22 protein-coding genes are annotated in these 24,772 nt (G+C 38.6%); 14 read left to right on the forward strand and 8 right to left on the reverse strand.

Features of this window, described 5'->3' with window-relative positions; all coding sequences use genetic code 11:
* Positions 1-49 precede the first annotated feature (49 nt).
* Positions 50-877, forward strand: a complete 828-nt coding sequence (locus JP36_RS01620) for a D-hexose-6-phosphate mutarotase (RefSeq protein WP_039171288.1) — start codon at positions 50-52, stop codon at positions 875-877.
* A gap of 56 nt (positions 878-933) precedes the next feature.
* Here JP36_RS01620 and JP36_RS01625 read toward each other — a convergent pair whose 3' ends face one another.
* The 4 genes from JP36_RS01625 to ppc all read right to left on the reverse strand — a co-directional run bounded on the left by JP36_RS01625 (position 934) and on the right by ppc (position 5,086).
* A complete protein-coding gene (locus tag JP36_RS01625; protein ID WP_039135810.1) occupies positions 934-1,254 on the reverse strand; it encodes an HI1450 family dsDNA-mimic protein in 321 nt (106 codons plus the stop codon).
* A gap of 22 nt (positions 1,255-1,276) precedes the next feature.
* Positions 1,277-1,777 (reverse strand): GNAT family N-acetyltransferase, encoded by a 501-nt coding sequence (locus JP36_RS01630; protein ID WP_039171290.1) that lies wholly within the window; start codon positions 1,775-1,777, stop codon positions 1,277-1,279.
* Between the two features lie 15 nt (positions 1,778-1,792).
* A complete protein-coding gene (locus tag JP36_RS01635; RefSeq protein WP_039171292.1) occupies positions 1,793-2,341 on the reverse strand; it encodes a PadR family transcriptional regulator in 549 nt (182 codons plus the stop codon).
* Between the two features lie 108 nt (positions 2,342-2,449).
* Entirely contained in the window at positions 2,450-5,086 is a 2,637-nt protein-coding gene (ppc, locus tag JP36_RS01640) for a phosphoenolpyruvate carboxylase (protein ID WP_039171295.1), read from the reverse strand.
* Between the two features lie 194 nt (positions 5,087-5,280).
* Between ppc and JP36_RS01645 the strand changes: the two genes are divergently transcribed.
* A complete protein-coding gene (locus tag JP36_RS01645; protein WP_039171297.1) occupies positions 5,281-5,721 on the forward strand; it encodes a YcgN family cysteine cluster protein in 441 nt (146 codons plus the stop codon).
* An 80-nt stretch (positions 5,722-5,801) separates the two neighbouring features.
* Here the strand turns inward: JP36_RS01645 and JP36_RS01650 are convergent, their stop codons facing one another.
* The 3 genes from JP36_RS01650 to purE form a co-directional block, all read right to left on the reverse strand.
* Positions 5,802-6,992, reverse strand: coding sequence for an amino acid aminotransferase (locus JP36_RS01650; protein ID WP_039171299.1), 1,191 nt, complete (start codon positions 6,990-6,992; stop codon positions 5,802-5,804).
* A 97-nt stretch (positions 6,993-7,089) separates the two neighbouring features.
* The gene (purK, locus tag JP36_RS01655) at positions 7,090-8,178 is read right to left on the reverse strand and encodes a 5-(carboxyamino)imidazole ribonucleotide synthase (RefSeq protein WP_039171302.1); all 1,089 of its coding nucleotides are present in this window, start codon (positions 8,176-8,178) and stop codon (positions 7,090-7,092) included.
* 2 nt (positions 8,179-8,180) lie between these two features.
* Positions 8,181-8,681 (reverse strand): 5-(carboxyamino)imidazole ribonucleotide mutase, encoded by a 501-nt coding sequence (gene purE / locus JP36_RS01660; RefSeq protein WP_039171303.1) that lies wholly within the window; start codon positions 8,679-8,681, stop codon positions 8,181-8,183.
* Between the two features lie 205 nt (positions 8,682-8,886).
* Between purE and pepN the strand changes: the two genes are divergently transcribed.
* The 12 genes from pepN (at position 8,887) to nanA (ending at position 20,772) form a co-directional block, all read left to right on the forward strand.
* Positions 8,887-11,499 carry an aminopeptidase N gene (pepN, locus tag JP36_RS01665; RefSeq protein WP_039171305.1) on the forward strand — a complete coding sequence of 871 codons (2,613 nt, stop codon included), beginning with the start codon at positions 8,887-8,889 and terminating at the stop codon, positions 11,497-11,499.
* A 73-nt stretch (positions 11,500-11,572) separates the two neighbouring features.
* Positions 11,573-12,589 (forward strand): quinone-dependent dihydroorotate dehydrogenase, encoded by a 1,017-nt coding sequence (pyrD, locus tag JP36_RS01670; protein ID WP_039171307.1) that lies wholly within the window; start codon positions 11,573-11,575, stop codon positions 12,587-12,589.
* 102 nt (positions 12,590-12,691) lie between these two features.
* A complete protein-coding gene (locus JP36_RS01675; protein WP_039171310.1) occupies positions 12,692-13,237 on the forward strand; it encodes a cell division protein ZapC domain-containing protein in 546 nt (181 codons plus the stop codon).
* Positions 13,238-13,253: 16 nt separating this feature from the next.
* Complete coding sequence (locus JP36_RS01680) at positions 13,254-14,093, forward strand: PHP domain-containing protein (protein WP_039171311.1); 840 nt, start codon at positions 13,254-13,256, stop codon at positions 14,091-14,093.
* 77 nt (positions 14,094-14,170) lie between these two features.
* On the forward strand, positions 14,171-14,794 hold the full coding sequence (locus JP36_RS01685) for an L-threonylcarbamoyladenylate synthase (protein ID WP_039171314.1): 624 nt from the start codon (positions 14,171-14,173) through the stop codon (positions 14,792-14,794).
* A 34-nt stretch (positions 14,795-14,828) separates the two neighbouring features.
* Positions 14,829-15,722 carry a 23S rRNA pseudouridine(2605) synthase RluB gene (gene rluB / locus JP36_RS01690; protein WP_039171318.1) on the forward strand — a complete coding sequence of 298 codons (894 nt, stop codon included), beginning with the start codon at positions 14,829-14,831 and terminating at the stop codon, positions 15,720-15,722.
* 21 nt (positions 15,723-15,743) lie between these two features.
* Complete coding sequence (cysB, locus tag JP36_RS01695; RefSeq protein WP_039171322.1) at positions 15,744-16,715, forward strand: HTH-type transcriptional regulator CysB; 972 nt, start codon at positions 15,744-15,746, stop codon at positions 16,713-16,715.
* Between the two features lie 211 nt (positions 16,716-16,926).
* On the forward strand, positions 16,927-17,613 hold the full coding sequence (locus tag JP36_RS01700) for an N-acetylmannosamine-6-phosphate 2-epimerase (protein WP_039171325.1): 687 nt from the start codon (positions 16,927-16,929) through the stop codon (positions 17,611-17,613).
* Positions 17,614-17,623: 10 nt separating this feature from the next.
* On the forward strand, positions 17,624-18,508 hold the full coding sequence (locus JP36_RS01705; RefSeq protein ID WP_039171329.1) for an N-acetylmannosamine kinase: 885 nt from the start codon (positions 17,624-17,626) through the stop codon (positions 18,506-18,508).
* A gap of 9 nt (positions 18,509-18,517) precedes the next feature.
* Positions 18,518-18,985, forward strand: a complete 468-nt coding sequence (gene nanQ / locus JP36_RS01710) for an N-acetylneuraminate anomerase (protein WP_039171332.1) — start codon at positions 18,518-18,520, stop codon at positions 18,983-18,985.
* Positions 18,986-19,000: 15 nt separating this feature from the next.
* Positions 19,001-19,867: a MurR/RpiR family transcriptional regulator gene (locus tag JP36_RS01715; RefSeq protein ID WP_013747028.1), complete on the forward strand. Its 867-nt coding sequence runs from the start codon at positions 19,001-19,003 to the stop codon at positions 19,865-19,867.
* 23 nt (positions 19,868-19,890) lie between these two features.
* Positions 19,891-20,772, forward strand: coding sequence for an N-acetylneuraminate lyase (gene nanA, locus JP36_RS01720; protein ID WP_013747029.1), 882 nt, complete (start codon positions 19,891-19,893; stop codon positions 20,770-20,772).
* A gap of 139 nt (positions 20,773-20,911) precedes the next feature.
* On the opposite strand, the gene JP36_RS01725 is transcribed toward nanA, so the two are convergent.
* Entirely contained in the window at positions 20,912-24,733 is a 3,822-nt protein-coding gene (locus JP36_RS01725) for a filamentous hemagglutinin N-terminal domain-containing protein (protein WP_039171336.1), read from the reverse strand.
* Positions 24,734-24,772: the final 39 nt, after the last annotated feature.

The following is a 24,772-nucleotide window of genomic DNA, read 5'->3' on the forward strand; positions in this document are numbered from 1 at the left end:
GATCTATGCTAGCACCAATATTTTCCGATTATTTTTTGAGGTATAAATAATGACATTTTCGCTGTTAAACAAAATGCAGTTTATTGAACAGATTCATCCCAATATTTCTCTGCAACGCTATAATGAAATTTCGATGATTGTGGTGGAACACGAAACCGGTCGGGCGATTGTTTCGTTGCAGGGGGCGCAATTATTAAGCTGGCAACCTAAGTATGCGGCGCAGGATATATTATGGTTGAGTGATGCAGAACCTTTTAAACAAGGAATTGCAATTCGTGGTGGTATACCGATCTGTTATCCGTGGTTTGGTGCAAATGGCGAACCGGCACACGGTTTTGCGCGCTTGCGGCAATGGGTGTTGAGTGATTGGCAAGTATCCGAACACGAAGTGAAGTTAATTTTTGGGTTATATTCTGAAAATAATATTGCGATTGCGCGAGTAAGAATGGCATTTTCTGAAGATTGTAGGGTTAAATTTACCCAATTAGATAACAGCGAAGCACAATTAGCATTGCATACTTATTTTAATATTGGTGATATTGAGAAGACCACAATTTTTGGGTTGCCGAAACATTGTTTTGATTCAGTAGCCAAAGAGGAGATTGATGTAGTATCACCATTGTCTATTCATCAACATACTGATTATATATATTCTGGTGAAAACCGTATTAATCATATTGAAGATAAGGCAAATGCGCGTTTTATTGAGGTGGAACATCATAATGCGAGCAATGTTGTGGTATGGAATCCGTGGCATAAAGCGACCAGTGCGATGAACGAATATGGATACCGCACAATGCTTTGTGTAGAAACTGCACGGATTGATCAAAAGATTAAACAGGATGATTCAGTTGAAGTGCGTATTGCACAACAATAATCAGAAAAAATCTGTCTAACGGTTAACAGATGAAGTTAGGCAGATTTTTATTTATATTATTCTTTCCAAATAATGTGATATTGACGATCCTGTTCTTGATGTGAAATCAAAATTTTGGCAAAAATATCATCCATTTCATCATTATCATTAATTAATCCAACCCAGACTTCAGCAAATTCATCAGGATCAATCAATACACCGATTTCATTGTCCCAATTATCACTGGTTTCAACCATTTCAACTGCACCACGTTGCTCAAATTGAAGGTTAAACAATATAATATCAGCAGGATCAAGATTTTCTGGCGCCATTTCAAGAAAAATATCATAGGCGATATCGATTGCTGTATCCGGATCGAGTTTTTGAATTTCAGTCATAAAAATACCTGTGTAAGTGAAATTAAACTAATAGCTCATAAATATGAACATCTAAAAATTGTTCGTGTTTGTAGCCGACCTGATGCAGTGTTCCGACTTTATTAAAACCGAATTTTTGGTGTAAAGTAATACTTGCTAAATTGGTTCCTGTAATTAATGATACGATTAAATGGGTGGCGGAATTTTTTTTAGCCAGCTCAATAATGGCACTCATTAATTGTGAGGCGATACCTTGCCGTCTTGCCGATGGTGCAATATAAACAGAAAGTTCAACTGTTGAATTGTATGCTGCTTTTTCCGCATAGCGAGAGAGTGAGGCATAACCAAGCACTTCACCGTCACGTTCGGCAATCAATAGTGGATGATTATTTTTGTTGTGTTCATCAAACCAACTTTGTCTTTCCATAAGTGACTTAGGCTGTAAATCAAAGGTGGCAACACCATTAATGATTTCGTGATTATAAATGTCTAGTAATGCTGGTAAATCCTGCTGTTGTGCTGGTCTAATAATTGTAATGGGCATCTTTTTCTCCTTTTATTATTCCTGTTGCAACAACTGTAGCATAGGCAATAGATCCTGTTCTAACCATTGCAGATTGACATACTCTTGGCGAATGCTACGCTTTAGCAACAGAATCATTAACGTATCATAAAGTGTTTTTTCCTCAAGCAGTTCTAATTCCTGCATCAATTTTTGCATATTTTGGATATTTTGCTGATGAGCGAGCTGTCGTTTTTTTACTGCGCTGAATGCCATTTGCGGATGACATTTCAATGCTGCCAAAATGCGAGAGATAAACTCATCTCGTAAAATTCCGTTTGTTAGCGTGCTTTCCAGCAGCCATTTTTTCAGCTGTTGTTCACCCTGATCGGTTAATTGATACTCTTTGCGATCAGGTTTCCCCTGTTGGAAATGCAACGAAAAAGAGATTAACCCCTGTTTTTCTAATAAATTTAATTCTCGATATACCTGCTGATGAGTTGCTTGCCAGATTAATCCATAAGTTTGTGAAAATTTTTTACTGATATCATAACCGGTGGCAGCTTGATGTGCCAAAATTGAAAGTATTGTATGAGATAACGCCATAACTGTTTAGGATAAATAAGAATGGCGATATTTTACTGAATTTAGGCAGATTTATATAGTTAAAAAACGGTAGTAAAATTCACCACCGTTTTATTTGTTTTGCTAAAATTATCCTGTATTACGCATTCCGGCAGCAATACCGGTAATGGTAATCATCAAAGCTTGTTCTAAGGCGTGGTTATTTTCACCACTACGTAATCGATGCAATAATTCTACCTGCAATAGATTGAGAGGATCGGTATAAATATTGCGCAATTTAATCGATTCAGCAATCCACGGTAGATCCGCCATTAAACGGTCTTCGTGTGAAAGTGAAAGCAAGGTTTGAAGATCAGCTTTCAGTTGTTCACGTAATGATTCTCCTAAGTACCACAGATTTTCCGGTACTAAGCGTTGATCATAATATTCAGCTAACCATAAGTCGGTTTTACTGAATACCATTTCGACCATTCCGATACGAGTAGAAAAAAATGGCCAGGACTTACACATCTCTTCAATGGTTTCCCTTTTACCTTGTTCAAATAACGTGCGTAATGACGCACCTACGCCAAGCCACGCTGGTAGCATTAAGCGATTTTGCATCCAAGCAAAAATCCAAGGAATAGCTCGTAAACTTTCGACACCACCGGTTGGGTTTCTTTTTGCGGGACGAGAACCAAGAGGTAATCTTGAAAGTTCTTGTTCTGGTGTTGCTGCACGGAAATAGGGTACAAAGTTGGCATTACCACGAACCACTTGTCTATAAATTTTACAAGAAGTGTCGGCAAGTTCATTCATAATTTCACGCCAACCCTGTTTTGGGTTTGGTGGTGGTAATAGATTGGCTTCTAAAACAGCACTAGCATAAAGATCTAAGCTTTGTACGGCCACTTCTGGCAACCCCAATTTGAAACGAATCATTTCACCTTGTTCGGTTACGCGTAAACCATTTTTTAAAGATTTAGGTGGTTGAGAGAGCAGCGCAGCGTGAGCTGGAGCTCCACCACGACCGATAGTACCGCCACGTCCGTGGAACAGTGTTAACTCGATACCGCGATCTTCACAAAGATTGACCAATGCTTCTTGAGCGCGATATTGCGCCCAAGAAGCAGCCATCATTCCGGCATCTTTGGCAGAATCGGAATAGCCGATCATAATCATCTGTTTATTATTTATAATGCCCCGATACCAGCCGATATCAAATAATTGCTGCATTACAGTTTCAGCATTATCCAAATCATCCAAAGTTTCAAATAGTGGTACTACCGGCAATGCACGTTTAATGCCAGCTTCTTTTAGCAGAAGGTGAACAGCCAATACATCAGAAGCTGTGCGTGCCATTGAAATAATGTAGCAAGAGATAATACCTTGTGGCTGTTGTGCTACAATTTTGCAGGTATCTAAAGTTTCTTTTGTTTCTGCTGAAGGGTGCCAATCTTGCGGAATTAATGGGCGGCGAGAACTTAATTCACGAATCAGGAATGCCTGTTTATCATCTTCACTCCATTGTGAATAGTCACCTAGACCGATGTAGCGAGTAATTTCAGCAATAGCTTGTTCGTGGCGAGAACTTTCTTGACGAATATCCAAACGAGAGAGAGTAACACCAAAACAACGAATACGGCGTAAGCAGTCAAGTAATAAGCCGTTAGCAATAATCCGCATTCCGCAAGCACATAGTGATTGATAGCAGTCGTATAGTGGCTGCCATAATTGTTCATCAGTAGTAATAATCTGTTCCAGATGAATTGTTGGTGTACGGTTAGCCAATTTATCATCAAAATAATTTAGGGTGTTGTTAAGACGAACACGAAGATCTTTTACTACTGTTCGGTATGGTTCCTCGTGATCACCATATTTTTGTATAAATTCAGGAGAGCATTCAATCATAGAGAGTTCATCAGAAAGCTGCTGAATATCAGTGAGGAATAGTTCTGCCGCTTTCCAACGAGCCAAATATAAAACTTTTTGCGTAACTTCAGCTGTAACAAATGGATTGCCGTCACGGTCGCCACCCATCCAAGAGGAGAAACGAACAGGGGCTAAATCAACAGGTAATTGAAATTGTAGATGTTGTTTCAAATCCTGATTTAATTGACGTAAAAATTGTGGCACGGCAGACCATAAGCTATTTTCAATAACTGCAAATCCCCATTTAGCTTCTTCAAATGGAGTAGGGCGTTGTGTACGGATTTCATTAGTGTGCCACGCCTGAGCAATCAATTGCAGAAGACGACGCTCAATTTGTTGGCGCTCAAGTAGGGTTAGATCGGCATTTTCCAATTTACGCAGACAATTATTGATCTCAACATATTTATGTACTAAAGAGCGGCGAGTTACTTCGGTCGGATGTGCAGTTAATACTAGTTCAATCAATAGTTGTTGTACGGCTTCAATTATTTGTTGCTTTGAAACATTATTATCCTGCTTTAAACGAGTAAGCAACGCTGCGATAGAGCGTTCAGACATTACTTCATCAGTATGGTGGCGAGAAATAGTTTGGTATTGTTCGGCAATATTCGTGAGGTTTAAAAATTGACTGAAAGCACGCGCCACTGGAATAATATTATTCGGGGAGATATTTTCTAATGTTTGCAATAGTTGTTGACGTGCCTGTTCATCGCCGGAACGAGAGCTTTTTGATAAAATTCTTATTTTTTCAATAAGTTGAAGAATATCATTTCCTTGAGCATCGCTGATAGTTTCGCCAAGCATATGTCCAAGCATATTGATATTGTTGCGCATTGCAGAATATTGTTCGATCATTGTTGTACCTCATTTCACTTTCGATAGTGGTAGATATAACAAAAAAAGGAGAATAAGGTCAAACGATAATTAATTTATTTAATAAAAAAATTGTTTGTTAGATTATTTTTAATAAAATTCATAATTCTTAGATAAAATTTTAGAAAAATTTCAATTTGGGTAAGAATTAAGATAAAAAATGGAGTGGTTGAAAAATGGCATTAAGTGAAGCGTTTTGGCAACAGAAAAGTTTGTTGGAAATGGATGAGGATGAATGGGAAGCGTTATGTGATGGTTGCGGTAAATGCTGCTATCGAAAGTTTATTGAAGGAAAAGGCAAACGACAACGGCTCTATTTTACCCGTATTGCTTGCGATTTGTTGGATTTAGAAACAGGGCGTTGTCGAAATTATGTACATCGTTTTAAATTAATGCCGGACTGCACTAAATTAACCAAGAAAAATTTACCTGATTTCACGTGGTTGCCGAAAACCTGTGCTTATCGATTACTGTATGAGGGCAAACCTTTACCGGAATGGCATCCGCTGTTGGTGGGGAATCAATCTGAAATGCACAAAGCTAATGTGATGGTTACAAATGGTATTCACGAACAGGATGTGATTGATTGGTTTGAGTTTGTGGTGGATGAGTTTTGACTCGGTTGAATTGTAAATTTTATATGCTGCTATGTCATAAAAAAGTCGCTCGATGAGGAGCGACTTGATCTAATCAGTGATTAAAGTACTTTCACAATACTTTCACATAAATAGTCGATATTTTGTTCGGTGATGCCAGCGACATTGATACGACCGGAACGAACAGCATAAATGGCAAATTCTTCTTTTAAGCGATCAACCTGTTCAGGGCTTAATCCACTAAAAGAGAACATCCCGTTTTGTTGAATAATAAAATCGAAATTCTGTTTTGCACCGTGTTTAGCCAGCAATTCCACAAATTTTTGACGCATTGCTTTGATTCTGCCACGCATTTCATCCAATTCAGCAATCCATTCCGCTTTTAGCTGTGCATCATTTAAAACGGTTGCAACAGCACTCGCACCGTGAGATGACGGGTTAGAGTAAAGGGTACGAATGATAACTTTAATTTGGCTGAATGCTTTAGTAGCAATTTCTTCATTGGCAGCAACAAGTGTGAATGCGCCGACACGTTCGTTGTATAAACCGAAGTTTTTGGAATAAGAACTGGCTACTAACAATTCTTGATGGTTTGCGGCAAAAGTGCGTAAGCCGACCGCATCTTCTTCCAAACCGTTAGCAAATCCTTGATAAGCAAAATCGAATAACGGCAACCAGCCTTTTTCAGCCGACATTTTTGCTAATGTTGCCCATTGTTCCGGTGTAGGATCGATACCGGTCGGGTTATGGCAACAACCGTGGAATAATACTACATCACCTGCTTGTGCATTTTCTAAATCAGCAATCATTCCTTCCCAATCCAAGCCGTGAGTAACTTTATCATAATAGCGATAATCACAGATATTCATTCCGACCGCTTTAAAAATGGCGTTATGGTTTGGCCAGGTTGGCGCACTGATCCAAACATTTTTTGCAGAAGTTTGACGTTTAATAAATTCAGCGGCAATACGCAATGCACCGGTACCGCCAAGGCTTTGTGCTGTTTTCGCACGTTTATTTTTGACAATGTCGTGATCAGCACCGAATAATAAAATTTGTGTTTGACGATTAAAATCAGCTAAACCGTCAATGCCAAGATAGTTTTTGGTATTTTCATTGGCAAGTAGACGTTTTTCAGCCTCTTTTACTGCTTTAACGATAGGGGTTTGACCGTTGGCATCTTTATAAACGCCGATACCAAGGTTAACTTTATTACTGCGTGAATCAGCTTTAAATGCTTCACCTAAACCAAGAATAGGATCAGCCGGAGCGGCTTCAATATGTTCAAACATCAGATTTTCCTTCTACATAATTGTTGTGTTAACAGTGTGCTAGTTATACCGTTAAAGCGTTGACTTTGACAAGTGTTTCTAGCGATTTAATTTTATTTTATGCAATTTGTAATTGCTGTTTTGCCCAAGCTAAACCGGATTGGTAATCGTCCGGCAGTAACGGTTCAAGTTGGTTTAAAATCTCTATCAGCTGCATATTATCAGGATGTGCAATATTGATATGCCCCAATTTTCTGCCGGCTCTCACCTCTTTGCCATACCAGTGTAGTTGAGAATAAGGCAATGCCAACCACTCTTTGTGATGTTCGGTGCCGATAATATTGACCATTACGGTCGGCATTCTTGCGACTAATTTGGGCGTCGGTAAATTCAATAATGCACGTAGATGAAGCTCAAACTGGCTGATATTTGCGCCTAGTTGTGTCCAGTGTCCGCTGTTATGTACACGTGGCGCGAGTTCATTGATCAACAATTTATCACCCACCACAAAACATTCCATCGCCATGACGCCGACATAATCTAAATGTTGCATAATTTTACCAAGCATACGTTCCGCTTCAGCTTGCATCGGATGCGGCTTGGTTGATATTATAACACTGTAACGTAAAATGCCTTGTTGCTGTAAATTTTGCGTGATTGGGTAGAAATAGGTACGACCATCGGCGAATCTGGCACCAACCAGAGAAACTTCATTGTCAAAAGGAATGAAGGCTTCGGCGATAGTGTGGTCGAATAACGCTTCAGTAATCACATCGGTATTATGTTGATCGACAATCCATTGACCACGACCGTCATAACCGCCGGTACGACGTTTTACGACCACTTTTTCACCGACATTTTGCCACACCTGTTGCCACGAAGTTTGTGCGGTTAAATGTAGCCACGGAGAAGTAGCAAGTTCAAGCTGATCAAGCAATTGTTTCTGGGTAAGGCGATCTGCAAGATAAGCAAAAATATTTTTATTAATGAAATTTGGGTGAGAAGAAAGCTGTTCGGTTAATGGTGTTTGCTCCCAACGTTCAATTTCGGCTGTTATCAACGCTTGTTGCTCCAATTCAAACAGAGCTTGTTGGAATGCAAGAGGTACAACATTAATATCTAAAGGCGCACCGGCATAACGTAACATTCGACCTAATTGTCCATTACCTAAAACGTAAATTGTTGGATAAAGAGAACTTTTTTGCATAATTATTGATCTATAACTCGTGGATCGGGATGATTTAATACATCATCGGTTTGTTGTTGGCGAAATTGACGTAAACGATTGCTTAAATCAGCATTAAAAACGGCAAGAATTTGTGCTGCAAGCAAACCGGCGTTTGCTGCACCGGCTGGGCCAATAGCTAATGTGCCGACCGGAATGCCTTTTGGCATCTGTACAATAGAATATAAACTATCTACACCACTCAACATTGAGCTTTTTACTGGCACGCCAAGTACAGGAACAAGAGTTTTAGCTGCTAACATTCCAGGCAAATGCGCCGCACCGCCAGCTCCAGCAATAATAACTTTATAGCCATTTTCAGCAGCAGTTTCAGCAAATTGGAATAATTTATCGGGGGTACGATGAGCAGAAACAATTTCAACGTAATAAGGAATTTGTAATTGATCGAGAATATTGGCGGCTTCTTGCATTGTATTCCAGTCACTTTTGGAACCCATTACAATCGCAATTTCAGTTTGAGGCATAACATAATTTCCTAGTAGTGAATTTGAGGGTATAAGGATAGCATTTATTGATGAGCAGTGAAATATGACAATCTTATTTGAATTAAAATCAAAGATAGCGACGATAGGAAGAAACCATTGAAAATCCTTGAAATCAGATTGCAACTTGAGGAATAAAACTTTATCCTAGCACACGTTTTTTTATGTTTTTATGGATGGAAGATTTATGTTACCAAAAGCTAAATATCGGAAAGATTATAAAAAGCCTGATTACACAATTAGTGATATTTTTCTTGAATTTCAACTCGATGCACAACAAACTAAAGTCACGGCAAAGAGCTTGGTGCATAAATTAAATCCAGAAGCGACCAAATTACATCTTGATGGACAAAGCTTAGATTTAGTTTCAATCAAACTGAACGATGAACCATTTTCTCAATATGAAAAAGTAAATGATGGTTTGATTTTAGATTTAGAAACGATTGTACGTGACAAATTTGAATTAGAGATTGTTACCTTAATTTCTCCAGCGAAAAATACATCGTTACAGGGTTTGTATCAATCCGGTGAAGCACTTTGTACCCAGTGTGAAGCGGAAGGTTTCCGTCAAATTACTTATATGTTGGATCGCCCTGATGTGTTGGCACGTTACAGCACACGCATTATTGCCGATAAAGCGCAATATCCGATTTTGCTTTCTAATGGTAATCGCGTTCGTCAAGGGGACTTGGATAATGGATTTCATTGGGTAGAATGGCAAGATCCTTTCCCGAAACCAAGCTATCTTTTTGCATTGGTGGCAGGTGATTTCGATGTATTGCGTGATACTTTCACCACACGTAGCGGACGCGAAGTGGCATTGGAACTTTATGTTGATAAAGGTAATTTAAATCGTGCTGATTGGGCAATGGTCAGTTTGAAGAAAGCAATGAAATGGGATGAAGATCGCTTTGATCTCGAATACGATCTTGATATTTATATGATTGTTGCTGTTGATTTCTTTAATATGGGGGCAATGGAAAATAAAGGTTTAAATATCTTTAACTCTAAATTTGTATTGGCAAACCCACAAACTGCAACTGACAATGATTACCTTGACATAGAAAGAGTTATTGCCCACGAATATTTCCATAACTGGACAGGTAACCGTATTACTTGTCGAGATTGGTTCCAACTCAGCTTAAAAGAGGGGTTGACTGTTTTCCGAGATCAAGAGTTTTCATCTGATACCGGTTCTCGTACTGTGAATCGAATTAATAATGTGAAATTCCTTCGTGCAGTACAATTTGCGGAAGACGCCAGTCCAATGGCACACCCGATTCGCCCAGAAAAAGTAATTGAAATGAACAATTTTTATACTGTTACTGTTTATGAAAAAGGGGCGGAAGTAATTCGTATGATTCATACACTTCTAGGAGAAGAAAAATTCCAAGCAGGAATGAAATTGTATATTGCAGAAAATGATGGAACAGCAGCAACTTGTGAGGATTTTGTTTCCGCAATGGAGCGTGCTTCTGGGGGCGATTTAACTCAATTCCGTCGTTGGTATAGTCAATCTGGTACGCCGGAATTAAACATAACAGATGAATATGATACCAATACTTTGACCTATCGCCTGCATATCAATCAAATGACTCCGCCAACTTTGGATCAAATGGATAAAGTCAATCTACATATTCCAGTTCGTGTTTCCCTGTATGACGAAGCAGGACAAGTGTTGCCATTGAAAGTGCAAGGTGTTGAATTAAGTTCCGATGTGCTGAATATTACACAATATGAACAGACTTTTGAATTTTCACCAGTATACAAAAAACCGGTTCCAGCATTATTAAACGAATTTTCTGCGCCGGTTAAATTAGAATTTCCTTATAGTAAACAACAGTTGATTACCTTAATGAAATTTGCGGAAAACGGTTTTATTCGTTGGGATGCTAGCCAGATGTTATTGGCTAATGAATTACGCCAAAATTTACAGCATTATCAACAAAATGAAACAATGCAACTTTCGGAGGAATTTATTCAGGCACTGCACTATTTGCTGGATAATTATAATCAAGATATTGAATTGACAGCATTAATTTTGACATTGCCGAAAGAAACTGAGTTTGCAGAGTTATTCAAAACCATTGATCCATCAGGTATTCGTGCAGTGCGTAGTTTTATGCAGAAAGAGATTGCTTCTACTTTGAAAGATCAACTATTGCGTTTATATAACTTTACACAGCAAGATGAATATCATATTGATCAGAAGAGTATCGCTTTACGTAGCTTCAATAATGTCTGTTTAAGTTATTTAGCCTTTACCGAATTAGGTAATACGTTAGTGTATAAACATTATACCCACGCTAATAATATGACTGATACTTTGGCGGCATTATCTATGTCAACTCAAGCACAACTAGCTTGCCGTGATGAGTTATTGACAGATTTTGAGCAAAAATGGCAACACGATGGATTAGTGATGGATAAATGGTTTGCGTTGCAGGCAACTCGTCCGGATGAGGATGTGTTAGAAATTGTGCAGAATTTGATGAAACATCCAAGTTTTAATTTTAATAATCCGAATCGGTTACGTGCATTAGTAGGTAGTTTTTGTTCACAAAATCCAAGTGCATTCCACGCAATTGATGGTTCAGGCTATCGTTTCTTAGTTGATGTTTTGATTCGTTTAAATAGTTCAAATCCACAGGTGGCAGCACGTTTAATTGAACCATTAATTCGTTTGTCACGATATGACAATCAGCGACAAACATTGATGAAGCGCGGTTTGGAACGTTTGAGAGAAGTAGAAAATCTTTCTCGTGATTTATTTGAGAAAATAGACAAGGCATTACAATAAACTAAAAGAGAGGCACTAGCCTCTCTTTTTCTATTAAAATATTACAGTTAACTATCCAGCGAGGTGTACGAGTATGTATCAAATAATTCGCAAAGTCTTATTTTCATTAGATGCGGAAAAAGCCCACGAATTAACAATTCATTTATTGGGGATGGTCGGTCATAGTCCGGCAAAATGTTTGCTTGAGAAATATTTTCAAGTTACAGGAACACCAAAACAATGTATGGGAATTACTTTTAAAAATCCGATTGGATTAGCAGCAGGTGCAGATAAAAACGCTGAAGCAATTGACGGTTTCGGCACATTAGGTTTTGGTTTTATTGAGGTGGGAACGGTAACGCCATTACCGCAACCCGGTAATGCAAAACCTCGACAATTTCGTTTAATTTCTGCAGAAGGAATAATTAATCGAAACGGTTTTAATAACGATGGCGTGGATAAGGTGATCGAAAATATTAAGAGATCTCGCTATGACGGCGTATTGGGAATTAATATTGGTAAAAATACTTTTACACCTGTAGAAAAAGGACGAGATGATTATTTGCTCTGTTTAGAAAAAGTATATCCATATGCTGATTATATTACTGTCAATATTTCATCACCGAACTCTCCGGGATTGCGTCAATTACAATATGGCGAGTTATTGGAAGATTTATTAGGTGCATTAAAACAGAAACAAAAAATATTGGCAGCGCAGCAGAATAAATATGTGCCGATAGCGTTAAAAATTGCACCAGATTTAACCGAAGCGGAGTTGGTGGCGATTGCAGATAGTTTGCGTCGTCATCAATTTGATGGCGTGATTGCCACTAATACTACTTTATCAAGAGATACGGTTACCGGTTTGGAAAATGCGGATCAACAGGGCGGATTAAGCGGTAAACCATTACAGGATTTAAGCACGAAAATTATTGCTCGTTTATATCAAGAATTAAAAGGTGATATTCCAATTATCGGCAGTGGAGGCATTGATAGTGTGGAAAATGCTCAGCAAAAAATGGCGGCAGGTGCAGAATTATTGCAACTTTATTCCGGTTTAATTTATCACGGACCAAATTTGGTGCAGGAATTAGTAAAAAATATTGCATAATAAAGGAAAATTTAGAGAAAAGTGTTATTTAAATCGCACTTTTCTCTTTTTTTATCATATAATCAACTACATTATTATTTTATTTTTAGGTAAGTTATTTTTATGGCATTCAATAATAAGTGTAAATGGAGCTATGATAGTGTGCGAGATCGCCTCACTGCAATATTACCTAATGATACAATTGTTGAAACAACACTAAATAAAAATGTGCTGAATAGAGATGGAATGGGAAATAGTACTTTTGAAGTAGCTGATTTTGATTTAGTTAATCACTTTATTGATATTTTATCGCCATTGCAATTATCAGAAGAAGTTTGTCATCAATTAGCTTATAGTGCAGTTGCCTGTCGCCATTTTTTATTGCCTAAACAACAACAAAATTGGTTTTTTACTTTACTTGAACAATCTCAAATGCCGACAAATATTGGATTGGCAAAATGCTTAATCTCGCAAAGTCAAATATGGGCAACATTATTAATTACCGATATTGAAGGGGGAATTGCTAGTGTGATTGTTTTAGATGAACAAATAAAATTACCAAATTCTCAATTTCAGTTCGGTGATGTTTTTCGAATTAACATTAATCGACTTGAATCTCTGATGATTGAAGTTTCCGCACCGCAAGTGATATTCCAACAATACGCATAATTAATTTGAGAACATAATGCAAAAGTTATCACAGATTTCTGCAACAAAAATCGATCTTCATTCCCACAGCAATGCTTCAGATGGTGTATTGTCGCCAACAGCATTAATTGCCCGCGCCAAAGAACAAGGCGTTGAGGTGTTGGCATTAACCGATCACGATACGATCGATGGCCTTGCCGAAGCAAAAATAGCAGCTCATAAGCAACAAATTACCTTAATCAGCGGAGTTGAAATTTCAACAGTGTGGCAAAACAAAACTATTCATATTGTGGGGCTAGATTTCGATGCAACTCATCCGGCAATGACTGAATTATTGCAACGACAAGCACAATTACGTTATACCAGAGCGGTGGAAATTGGTGAAAAGTTTAAAAAATTTGGATTGGAAAATGCTTTTGCTGAAGCGCAGGCTTTGGCCAGTGGTGAGGTAACGCGAGCGCATTATGCACGTTATTTAGTCAATATCGGTATGGTAAGCAATGAAGGGCAAGCCTTTAAGCGTTATCTTTCTCAAGGAAAGCCTTGTTACGTCAAAGCAAATTGGTGTGATATTCCGACAGCGATAGAGGTTATCCATCAAGCTGGCGGCATTGCGGTGGTGGCACATCCGATGCGTTATCAGATGACGAATAATAAAATCCGTACTCTGATTGAGAATTTCCAACAATGGGGCGGCGATGCGGTAGAAATTGCCGGTGGCGTTGATCACAATCAGCAAAAAATGTTAATTCAGTGGTTGGGCAAATTATCACTGTCTGCTTCTGTCGGTTCAGATTTCCATTATCCGTGCGGTTGGATAGAATTGGGCAAAAACTTAACTATTCCTGAAAATGTTAAAACAGTTTGGCAACGATAATATAAATCTTTTGTGATTTTAAGAGCGAATGCGTTATATAATAAGCCGTTTTTGTTGTCACAATACAGGAGGGTGTTATGAGCCAGTTTTTCTATATTCATCCGGACAATCCCCAACAACGTTTGATCAATCAAGCTGTCGATATTCTACGTGACGGCGGTGTTATCGTTTATCCGACAGATTCCGGATATGCATTAGGTTGTATGCTCGGTGATAAACACGCAATGGATCGCATTATTCGTATTCGTAAATTGCCCGAAGGGCATAATTTTACTTTGGTTTGTAGCGATCTATCGGAGTTATCCAACTATTCATTGGTTACCAATACTGTTTATCGTTTGATTAAAAATAATACACCGGGGCGTTATACCTTTATATTAACAGCAACGAAAGAGCTACCGAGACGTTTAATGACCTCTAAACGTAAGACTATTGGTATTCGCGTGCCAGATAATAATATTGCGTTGGCGTTATTAAAAACATTAGGTGAACCTATTCTCTCCTGCTCCTTGATGCTGCCGGGAGAAGAATATTTCACCTTATCTGATCCGGAAGAAATTCGTAACTTATTGGAAAATCAAGTTGATTTAATTATACACGGTGGTTATCTTGGGCAAGATCCGACAACAGTAGTCGATTTAACGGTTGAGCCTCCAATGATTTTAAGAAAAGGCAGCGGTAGCATTGAACCTTTTATTTAACTATTAGACGTCTGTGAAGACGACAAGGAGATTTATGCAACTCAAGCAAAATGAGAAAGAAAATACAGACAAAATTGTCGGTGAAAAATTACAAAAAATATTGGCTCGTACCGGTATCGGATCACGCCGTGAGGTGGAAACGATTATTGCGGCGGGGCGTGTAAGCGTGAATGGTAAAATTGCCTCATTAGGTGATCGTGTTGAAGTAAAAAACGATACCAAAATTCGTGTCGATGGACAGCTGGTTTCATTAATTGCTGCACGCAAAGATATTTGTCGAGTTTTAATGTATTACAAACCAGAAGGAGAACTATGTACCCGTCACGATCCTGAAGGACGAGCGACCGTTTTTGAGCGCTTACCTCGCATTAATAATGCTCGTTGGGTGTCGGTTGGACGTTTGGATATTAATACTTCAGGTTTATTATTATTTACTACGGATGGCGAATTAGCTAATCGCTTAATGCATCCTAGCAAAGAAGTTGAACGTGAATATTCAGTACGCGTATTTGGTCAGGTTACAGAGCAAATGCTGGCAAAATTGCGTAAAGGTGTGCAATTAGAAGATGGCCCTGCAAGTTTTAAAAAGATTTCTGCACAAGGTGGTCAAGGAATGAATCAATGGTTTTCCGTCACCTTAACGGAAGGTCGAAATCGTGAAGTCCGTCGATTATGGGAGTCACAAGGCATTCAGGTGAGTCGTTTAATCCGTACTCGTTACGGTAATATTGACTTGATGAAAGGCTTACCTCGTGGCGGTTGGGTTGAATTACCGTTAGAAAAAGTAAATTATTTGCGCCAGTTGGTTGATTTACCTCTCGAAACTGAAAGCAAAGTGGACAATAAAAATTCACGCTCATTCAAATCGAATCAAATTCGTAAAGCGGTTAAACAACATTCACTCAAAAAACGTTATCAAAAACGTTAAAGTGGTCTTCAGGGAGGAAGAATGAAGTTACAACAATTACGTTATATTGTTGAAATTGCAAATAATAATTTAAACATTACTGATGCTGCAAAGTCACTTTATACTTCCCAACCCGGTATTAGTAAACAGGTTAAATTGTTAGAAGATGAGCTTGGATTATCAATTTTTGAACGTAACGGTAAACATATTCAAAGTTTAACACCTACCGGAGAAAAAATTATTGCAATTGCTCGTGAATTATTGGTGAAAGAACAGAGTATTAAAGCAATTGCCGATGAGCATAAACGCCCAGACGTCGGCACATTGCGCATTGCCACCACTAATACTCAGGCACGCTATAAATTGCCGGAAGTAGTAAAAACGTTTGTCAAACGTTATCCAGATGTTAGTTTGCATATTCATCAAGGCTCACCACAACAAATTTATGAATTGCTGCTTTCAGGTGAAATTGATTTGGCAATTATTACTGAAGCACAATATTTATTTGAAGATGCGATTTTATTGCCTTGTTATATGTGGAATCGTTCTGTGATTGTAAAGAAAGACCATCCATTAGTGGAAGTTGAACATTTAACCATAGAAGAGTTGGGGAAATATCCGCTCGTTACCTATATCTTCGGTTTTACTGGGCGTTCCGATCTTGATTATGCCTTTAATCGTGAGGGTATTTTGCCAAATACTGTTTTTACAGCAACAGACGCAGACGTGATCAAAACCTATGTACGTCTTGGTTTGGGTGTTGGCATTATGGCATCGATGGCTTATAGCGATCAGGATAGCGATTTGGTTGCAATTGATGCTAGCCATCTTTTCAAAGCCAGTATGACGCAAATTGCATTCAAAAAAGGCTCATTTTTACGCCGTTATACTTATGACTTTATTAATATTTTTGCACCACATCTAACACGCTCCCAAGTGGAAACTGCTGAACAGATTCGTGATAATGATATGATTCGCAAAATGTTTGATGACGTTGAGTTGGAATATCTTTAAATCTTATAGCAGCAAATTATGCAGAGAATTTTACTCTGCATAATTTTTTAATTTTCTCCTCCATTTGATTGTAAAATCCCTCCATTTTTGCAAAAAAGTGAGATCTTGATCTCAAAAAAAAATTATTTTGCTTGTTCTTAAGATGACATAAGAGTAAATTACACCCATTATGAAGTCTAACTTCTATTTTAATAAAATTACTGGAGTTTATATGTCAAATTTAAATCAACAAGAAATTTTGGCAGCAATTAAGCACGGTTTAATTGCTTCTTGTCAACCGGTCGATGATGGTCCAATGGATCATCCTGAAATTGTCGCTGCAATGGCGCAGGCTTCAGTGATTGGCGGTGCCGCTGGTTTACGTATTGAGGGGATTGAGAATTTAAAAGCAACAAGACCAACCGTCAATGTACCAATTATCGGCATTGTTAAACGCGATTTGCCAGACAGTCCGGTGCGGATTACGCCATTTTTAGACGATATTGAAGAACTTGCAGCAGCAGGAGCAGATATCATCGCTTTTGACGGCACCTTTCGTACTCGCCCGACAACGATTGAAGAAACTGTGAAAAGAATTAAAGCATTGGGCAAACTTTCAATGGCAGATTGCTCTACTTTTGATGAGGGGATATTCTGCCAAAAATTAGGTGTTGATTTGATTGGTAGTACAATGTCTGGTTATACCGGAGGTACAGTGCCGTTAGAGCCGGATTATCAATTAGTAATTGATTTAGCAAAAGCCGGTTGTCGAGTAATGGCAGAAGGGCGTTACAACACACCTGAATTGGCGAAAAAAGCGATTGAAATCGGCGCGCATTCAGTTACGGTCGGATCAGCATTGACTCGTTTGGAACATATTGTCAGCTGGTTTGCGGATGCAGTCAAATCAGCAAAATAGGGAGAAACCTATGCAAGTTTTAGCGTTAGATATCGGTGGCACCAAAATTGCAACAGCGTTGGTTAATAATGGGACGGTAACTTGTCGCCGTCAAATCGCAACACCGACACAAAATGTGGTTGATGAGATGCATAAGGTCTTGGCGGAGATTGTACAGCAGTATCAAGGGCAATTTGACTGCGTGGCGGTTGCTTCCACCGGCATTATTAATAATGGCATCTTAACGGCATTAAATCCGAAAAATTTAGGCGGATTGGCAGAGTTTCCATTAAAAGAGAGCATTGCGCGTCATACCGATAAACCGATCGGTTTATTAAATGATGTACAGGCGGCGGCTTGTGCCGAATATAAAGAGCAGAATGCCGATCAAGTGGAAAATTTTGTTTTTATTACCGTTTCTACCGGGGTTGGCGGCGGCATTATTTTACAGCGTCACTTATTAACAGAACCGAACGGTGTGGCAGGACATATTGGCCATACATTGGCTGATCCGAACGGACCGATTTGTGGTTGCGGACGACAAGGCTGCGTTGAAGCGATTGCTTCCGGACGTGCGATTGAAGCGGCAGCCAGCGTTTGGGAACACCCTTGTTCACCCAAAGAGGTGTTTGAGCGTTTTCGTCAGCAGGATGAAAAAGCGACCGCATTGGTGCAGCGTTCAGCGAAAACTATCGCTAACTTAATTGCAGATTTAGTGATTGGATTGGATATTCAAAAAGTGGTTATCGGTGGTAGTGTCGGTTTGGCAGAAGGTTATTTACCACTGGTGAAAAGCTATTTGCAACAACAGCCTAAATTTTATCAATGTGCGGTCGAACGAGCGTTTCACGGACAAGATGCCGGCTTGATTGGCGCAGCGTGGTGGGTTGAGCAGAATTTAACAACATTAAAATAAGGAACAGATATGTTTATTGGAGATTTGACAAAAGCGGAATATAAATTGGGTTTGCCGAAAGTGATTGCAGAGGCTTTGGATCATTTGCAGACACTTGATTTAGCAGGTTTGGAATTGGGTAAACATAATATTACCGATCAAATTTATATGAATGTAATGGAGTTTGATACCACCGATGCCGGCAGTAAAAAAGCGGAAATTCATCGTCAATATTTAGATATTCAAGTTTTAATCAGCGGTAAAGAGGCCATTCAATGTAGCCCTGTTTATCCTGATTTATCACTTTATAGCGAATATGATGAAAAAGATGATTACCAATTAACACCGGATATTGATGCCAAAAGTGAAATTGTGTTGCGCCCGAAAATGTTTGCGATTTTTCTTCCTTATGAACCGCATAAACCGGGCTGTAATGTCGAAGGCAAAGTGCAACATTTGAAAAAATTGGTGGTAAAAATTCCGGTTACCTTGCTTTAAGTAAAGGGAGGCGTTATGTCTGAAAGCGGAAAAATTCTTGATACGATTGGAGCATTGCAAACCAGTTTGACGAAAACGGAAAAGCGAATTGCGGCGGCAATTTTGGCTTCACCGAATTTGTTAAGCCAATCTTCTTTGTCGGAAGTTTCGGAACAACTCAATGTTGGTGAAGCGACTTTTATTCGATTTTGCCGGACACTCGGCTTTAAAGGTTATACCGATTTCAAATTAGAGCTTGCGATTGAATTGGCGACACAAGAGAAGCAGAACCAAACCTTGTTGGATACAGAAGTATCGGAAGAGGATAACGCATTTGAAATTGCCAAAAAATTACAAACTGCGTTGGTGAATGTGGTGGGGGAAACCATCAATTTGCTTGATTTTGATCAGTTGGATCAAGTGGTTAATGAACTTTACAAAGCTAAACGTATTTTCTTGTTCGGTGTCGGTTCATCAGGCATTACCGCTGAAGATGTAAAACATAAATTAATGCGCATCGGCTTGCAGGTGGATGCAACCACGAATAACCACTTTATGTATATGCAGGCTTCGCTGATGAAAGCGGGAGATGTGGTGATCGGGATTAGTCATTCCGGTTATTCGGAAGAGATCATCCGTGCGTTACGCATTGCGAAGAAAGCTGGAGCAAAAACCGTCGCGTTGACGCACAATTTACGCTCGCCAATTACCGAAGAAGCGGATTATGTTTTGATTAATGGTAATCGTCAAGGGCAAATGCAAGGGGATTCAATCGGTACAAAAATTGCGCAGCTGTTCGTGATGGATCTGATTTATGCGTTGTTGGTGCGTAAAGAAGAACAAAAAGCGATTAAAGCGAAACAGAAAACCATTAATGTTATTTTGGAACAACGAATTAAATAACTCTGTTAATAAAGGAAAATTTTATGAAAAATTTAAAAGGTATCTTCAGTGCATTATTAGTTTCTTTTAATGCGGACGGCTCAATCAATGAAAAAGGATTGCGAGAAATTATCCGTTACAACATTGATAAAATGAAAGTGAATGGTTTGTATGTCGGTGGCAGCACCGGCGAAAACTTTATGCTTTCAACCGCAGAGAAAAAAGAGATTTTCCGCATTGCCAAAGATGAAGCGAAAGATGAAGTGGCATTAATTGCACAAGTTGGTAGCGTTAATTTACAGGAAGCGGTTGAGTTGGGTAAATATGCAACTGAATTAGGTTATGACTCTCTTTCTGCAGTAACACCTTTCTATTACAAATTCAGTTTTGCTGAAATCAAAAACTATTACGACACCATCGTGGCGGAAACCGGTAATAATATGATCGTTTACTCAATTCCGTTCTTAACCGGCGTGAATATCGGTGTGGAACAGTTTGGTGAACTTTATAAAAATCCAAAAATTATTGGCGTAAAATTCACTGCCGGTGATTTCTATTTATTGGAACGTGTACGTAAAGCTTATCCGAACCACCTTATCTGGGCAGGTTTTGATGAAATGATGCTTTCAGCGGCAGTATTGGGCGTGGACGGTGCCATCGGCAGTACCTTCAATGTCAATGGTGTGCGTGCAAGACAAATTTTTGAATTGGCTCAACAAGGTAAGATCGAAGAAGCTCGTCAAATTCAACACGTTACCAACGACTTGATCGAAGGCATTTTATCTAACGGACTTTATCTCACCATTAAAGAGTTGTTGAAATTGGATGGCGTGGATGCCGGTTATTGTCGCGAACCGATGACCAAAGAATTAACTCCAGAAAAAATCGCATTTGCGAAAGAGTTAAAATCAAAATATCTTGCTTAATAGTGCTAAAAATAGAAAAGAAAACCGGCGGAAACACCGGTTTTTTGTTGGTTTGAGAAGGTGTTAGTTTTTTATAAGATTTTTATGATTTTGCACGGTTAATGTGTAGAAGATCAGACTTGATCTTCTACATATTATCTTACAAAATCTCTCCCACGCTGACTTTTCCATTCATCTTCGATGGAAGTGTAGAGCATTCTTGGCTGCTTGCATCACAAATTTCAACTTCACTTCGCTCTTCTGGTAAAGAAACATTTTGTATTATGTTATCTATTTGATTTAAAGAGGTTGGAAGGTTCGTGTTACTCGCTTGTTGTAAACCTAAATTGCTTGCTTTGACACCTTGAATTTGATCAATATTGCGTAGCATATCTCTTAAGGTCAGTGCCTGACTTTTGCCAGTAACAACATTTGAGGCAAGAGAAACAATGCGTGGTCGTTCAAAATAATTGAAGATAGCACTTTTCATTACTTTGATATTCGGAACATAATCTTTGCTAGAATTATCGTAAGATTTAAAGGCTCTTGCACCATTAGGGGCAAAAATATTAAATTCTAGATTACTTAATGTGGTACCCGATATAACATTCCCTTTTTCATCTCTTTGGATAATATCTCCCACATCAAAACCTATTCCTTCAATAAAGTAGTCCGCACTATTTGCACCAAATACGGAACCACTGTCTTTTGGATAAGGCCCAGTATGAATAATGGTAATGCGTAAATCTTTTGCCGAAGACTCTCCACTTAACGTTGTTTTTCCACTGGTTCGGATACTATACCCCTGATATGTTTTAGCATAAATACTGCTATTTTTACCGACAACATCACCAATTAAGAAAATACCAGCTGCCCCCGGCATTGCGGATGTATTCAACCTATCCTCTCCGCTGACGAATAGGTGGCTATGATCTAATCGAATATTCTTCGCATTTATCCCTATTTTGCTGGCTTTAGGCATAAAATCATCATAAAGCGGTCGAGCATAATTGACCGTTAAATGGCTATTTTGAATATCGACATCTTTGGCAAGTAAATGCATAAAACCATCTTTACTGTTTAGTTGGCTATCTCGAATTGTGATTTTTGTGCCGTCGATATGCGAACGCTGGCTTGTAGCATCGCCTACCCATTCAGCAAAGGCTCTGTTTAATTCTCTATTTGCCGCACGGCTTGCTCTTTCACTATGAGCAAGTTTGCGTGTAAATGGCGTATTATTTACATCCCAATTATATTGATTAAAATCATAACGTTCGTTTAAGACGGAAAAATTCCCTCGTGTAATGCGTTCTTCTAAATTAGCAATCAGATATTCATAGCCTTGCTTTTTCACATTTTCAGATAAATTAGTCTCTTTGCTGAAATAAGAACGCTGATTACCTGCATTGATATAGATTCCGATCTCATCTTTACTGGTAACTTTATTTAACTGAACTGTTTTAAATCCGTCCGCAATGATGAAGTCTTTACTTTTTTGGAAAGTGACTTCGTTTAGTTCAACGTTAAATGGGGCGTATTGATGAGCGGTAAGGCCTGGAATATTAGTGGCTTGTTTGGCAACTTCAATTTTTTTCCAATTTGAATTAATGGCACTGCCATCAGAAAATGTTGAGCGAGATAAAACGGTATCCACTTGAGTAGGAACTGTTACTAACTTGTCTTGCACAAACGCCTTGAAATTCTCTTTCACAAAAGTATAAAAATTAGCATTTTCAACATTCTTATTTTGAATCGTTGGATTTTCTACAAATTGCGTCCAAAGTTCAGGTAAAGAAATCTGCTGATTATCTTTAGTTTGGAATTTTGAGTTAAAATCATAAAACTTAATGTTTTTTAATAATTCATTTAGCGTTTTCTGTTTTAGAGATGTACCTGTTACATTGTATAAGGAAATCAATTGCCCGTTTTCTTGTTTTACTTGCAAGATATTTTCTTGTAAAGGCACAAATCCTGTTGTACTTCCAATGCCGAAAGCACCTCCACCAAGATTAATATGGCTTCTTTGTAAACGAATCGTTGCTTCATTATCTTTGGAATTATTGGCTAAAATCATTACATTATGTTTTCCGCCTTCAATATGATTAAAATCTGCATTTTGAATTTCAAGCTGAGTTTGTGTACTGATTGTTGTTAAAGGTAAGGCAATATTCTGTTTTAGCTTTTCCGATAAACTCTGTGACACCATTAAAGGATAAATTTGTTTTTTCTCGTCATTCAGAAAGCCTGTTTTCGTTTTACTGTTGTCAATACCTTGAGAAACAGGACGACGATTATTCAAAATCGATGCTAATAATGTCAAATCTTCAAAATTTGCATCGGGTTTGGTTTTTTTCACTTCTTCTAAAATCTGAGTGACATTTGATTTTAATAAATAAACGGCTGGAGCAGTATAAACTCGTTCCCCAACCTTAACGGTTTGATCGCCCGATAAAAGAGATAACTGTTTCTCATTAATGCCCAGTTTATTAATAAGTTCTTGTTTTTGCTCCTCAATAACTTTTGCGGTTAAAGAATCCAATTCATTTTTCTTGAGGAAAGAAAAATCTTTTGCCTTAATCTTCTCTTCTAATATGTCAGCAATTTTACTGTTAATGGAATCAAGATTATTATTACGTTTAATAATTTTGATATCGCTCAATTCACCATTTTTTTCGTTATAACCAATTTCTAAAATGCGTTCATCACGATAAGGCAAGCGTAATGCATCAAATTTCTTGTTAAACTCAGGTCTATAACCTCTCCTGTCTGTTTGATAGCCTCCATTTTTAGCACTAATCACAAAAACGACATCACTTTGATTGGTATAGCGTTTCCCATCATCTCCAATTAAACCATTCTCGGATTGTTCCGCTTTAGCAATCGTTTTTTTGTCCGCTGTATAAAGAATTTTTCCTTGTTCATCACGCGCCATTTTTCCTGATTGGAAGCGATCATTATGGTGATAAGTGGCTTGTTTAACGTTGTCTGTTTGTGCAAGTGCGGTAATTTTTCCGCCTATTTTTATGCTCGCGTCTTTGTCTTTCCCCGTTTGCGTAATTTTAAGGGTAGCCCCATTACGGCTATCTTTGCCATAGCGAATATCCGATTGTTCCGTGAGAACGATTTTTCCGCCCTCAATGGCGATATCATTGGCTTCCAGCAAGCCCGCATTATTTACCGCTGAATGCTTAAGCTGATCTTCCCCTTTGGCAGTAAGCAAAATGCGGTCATTAGAAATAATCGCTCCCTTGTTTTCAATTAGCCCTGCTACCTGTTTACCCGTTAAGCTAATGCTGAAATTGGCTAAATCAAAGGTAAAACTATCCCCCGCCCCCAACAGTACCGTTTTATTTTTCACCGCTATGCCATCAAGATTGCCCGAATAATTCAGTTTAATTACCTCTTCAGGATTTCCCGTTAGGTGAAGTTTTCCGTTATTCACGACCTTATCGCCCACCAAATAAATGGCTTCTTCCGCCTGAATGACTCCCTCATTGCGAATTTCGCCTTGCTTTTGCTGATTTTTAGATTGGAAACGAAGCTCATCACGCGAATAGCTATTTCGGGGTTTCTCCGCGAGTTTTTCCACCTCTTTCGTCGTGGCAAGAATCGCACCCACGTTCACCTGTGCGTCTTTGGTAAAGATCACGCCGTTAGGGTTAGATAAAAACACTCGTCCATTGGCATTAAGCTTGCCTTGAATGGTGGAAACATCCGCCCCCGTTACACGGTTATAGGCGATACTTGAGGAAGCGGGCTGATTGAATGTAACACTGGCTTGTTTGCCAATATTAAAACTTTTCCAATCAATAGAAACACGATCGCTTTTTTGATCGATAGTCATTGCATTATTGCTTTGTGAAATGCTGGCGTCACCTTGAGTGAGTTTGTGATTTTTAGGTAACGCATTTACATCAATATTGTTAGCGATAGCTGAACTAGACAGTATGGCTAAAGAAATAAGGCTAAGAGAAGTTTTCATAGTTTAGCTCCTAAATGATTGTAAGACATTGATATTCCA

The organism is Gallibacterium genomosp. 1 (genome assembly GCF_000771875.1).
In the GTDB taxonomy this organism is placed as follows: domain Bacteria; phylum Pseudomonadota; class Gammaproteobacteria; order Enterobacterales; family Pasteurellaceae; genus Gallibacterium.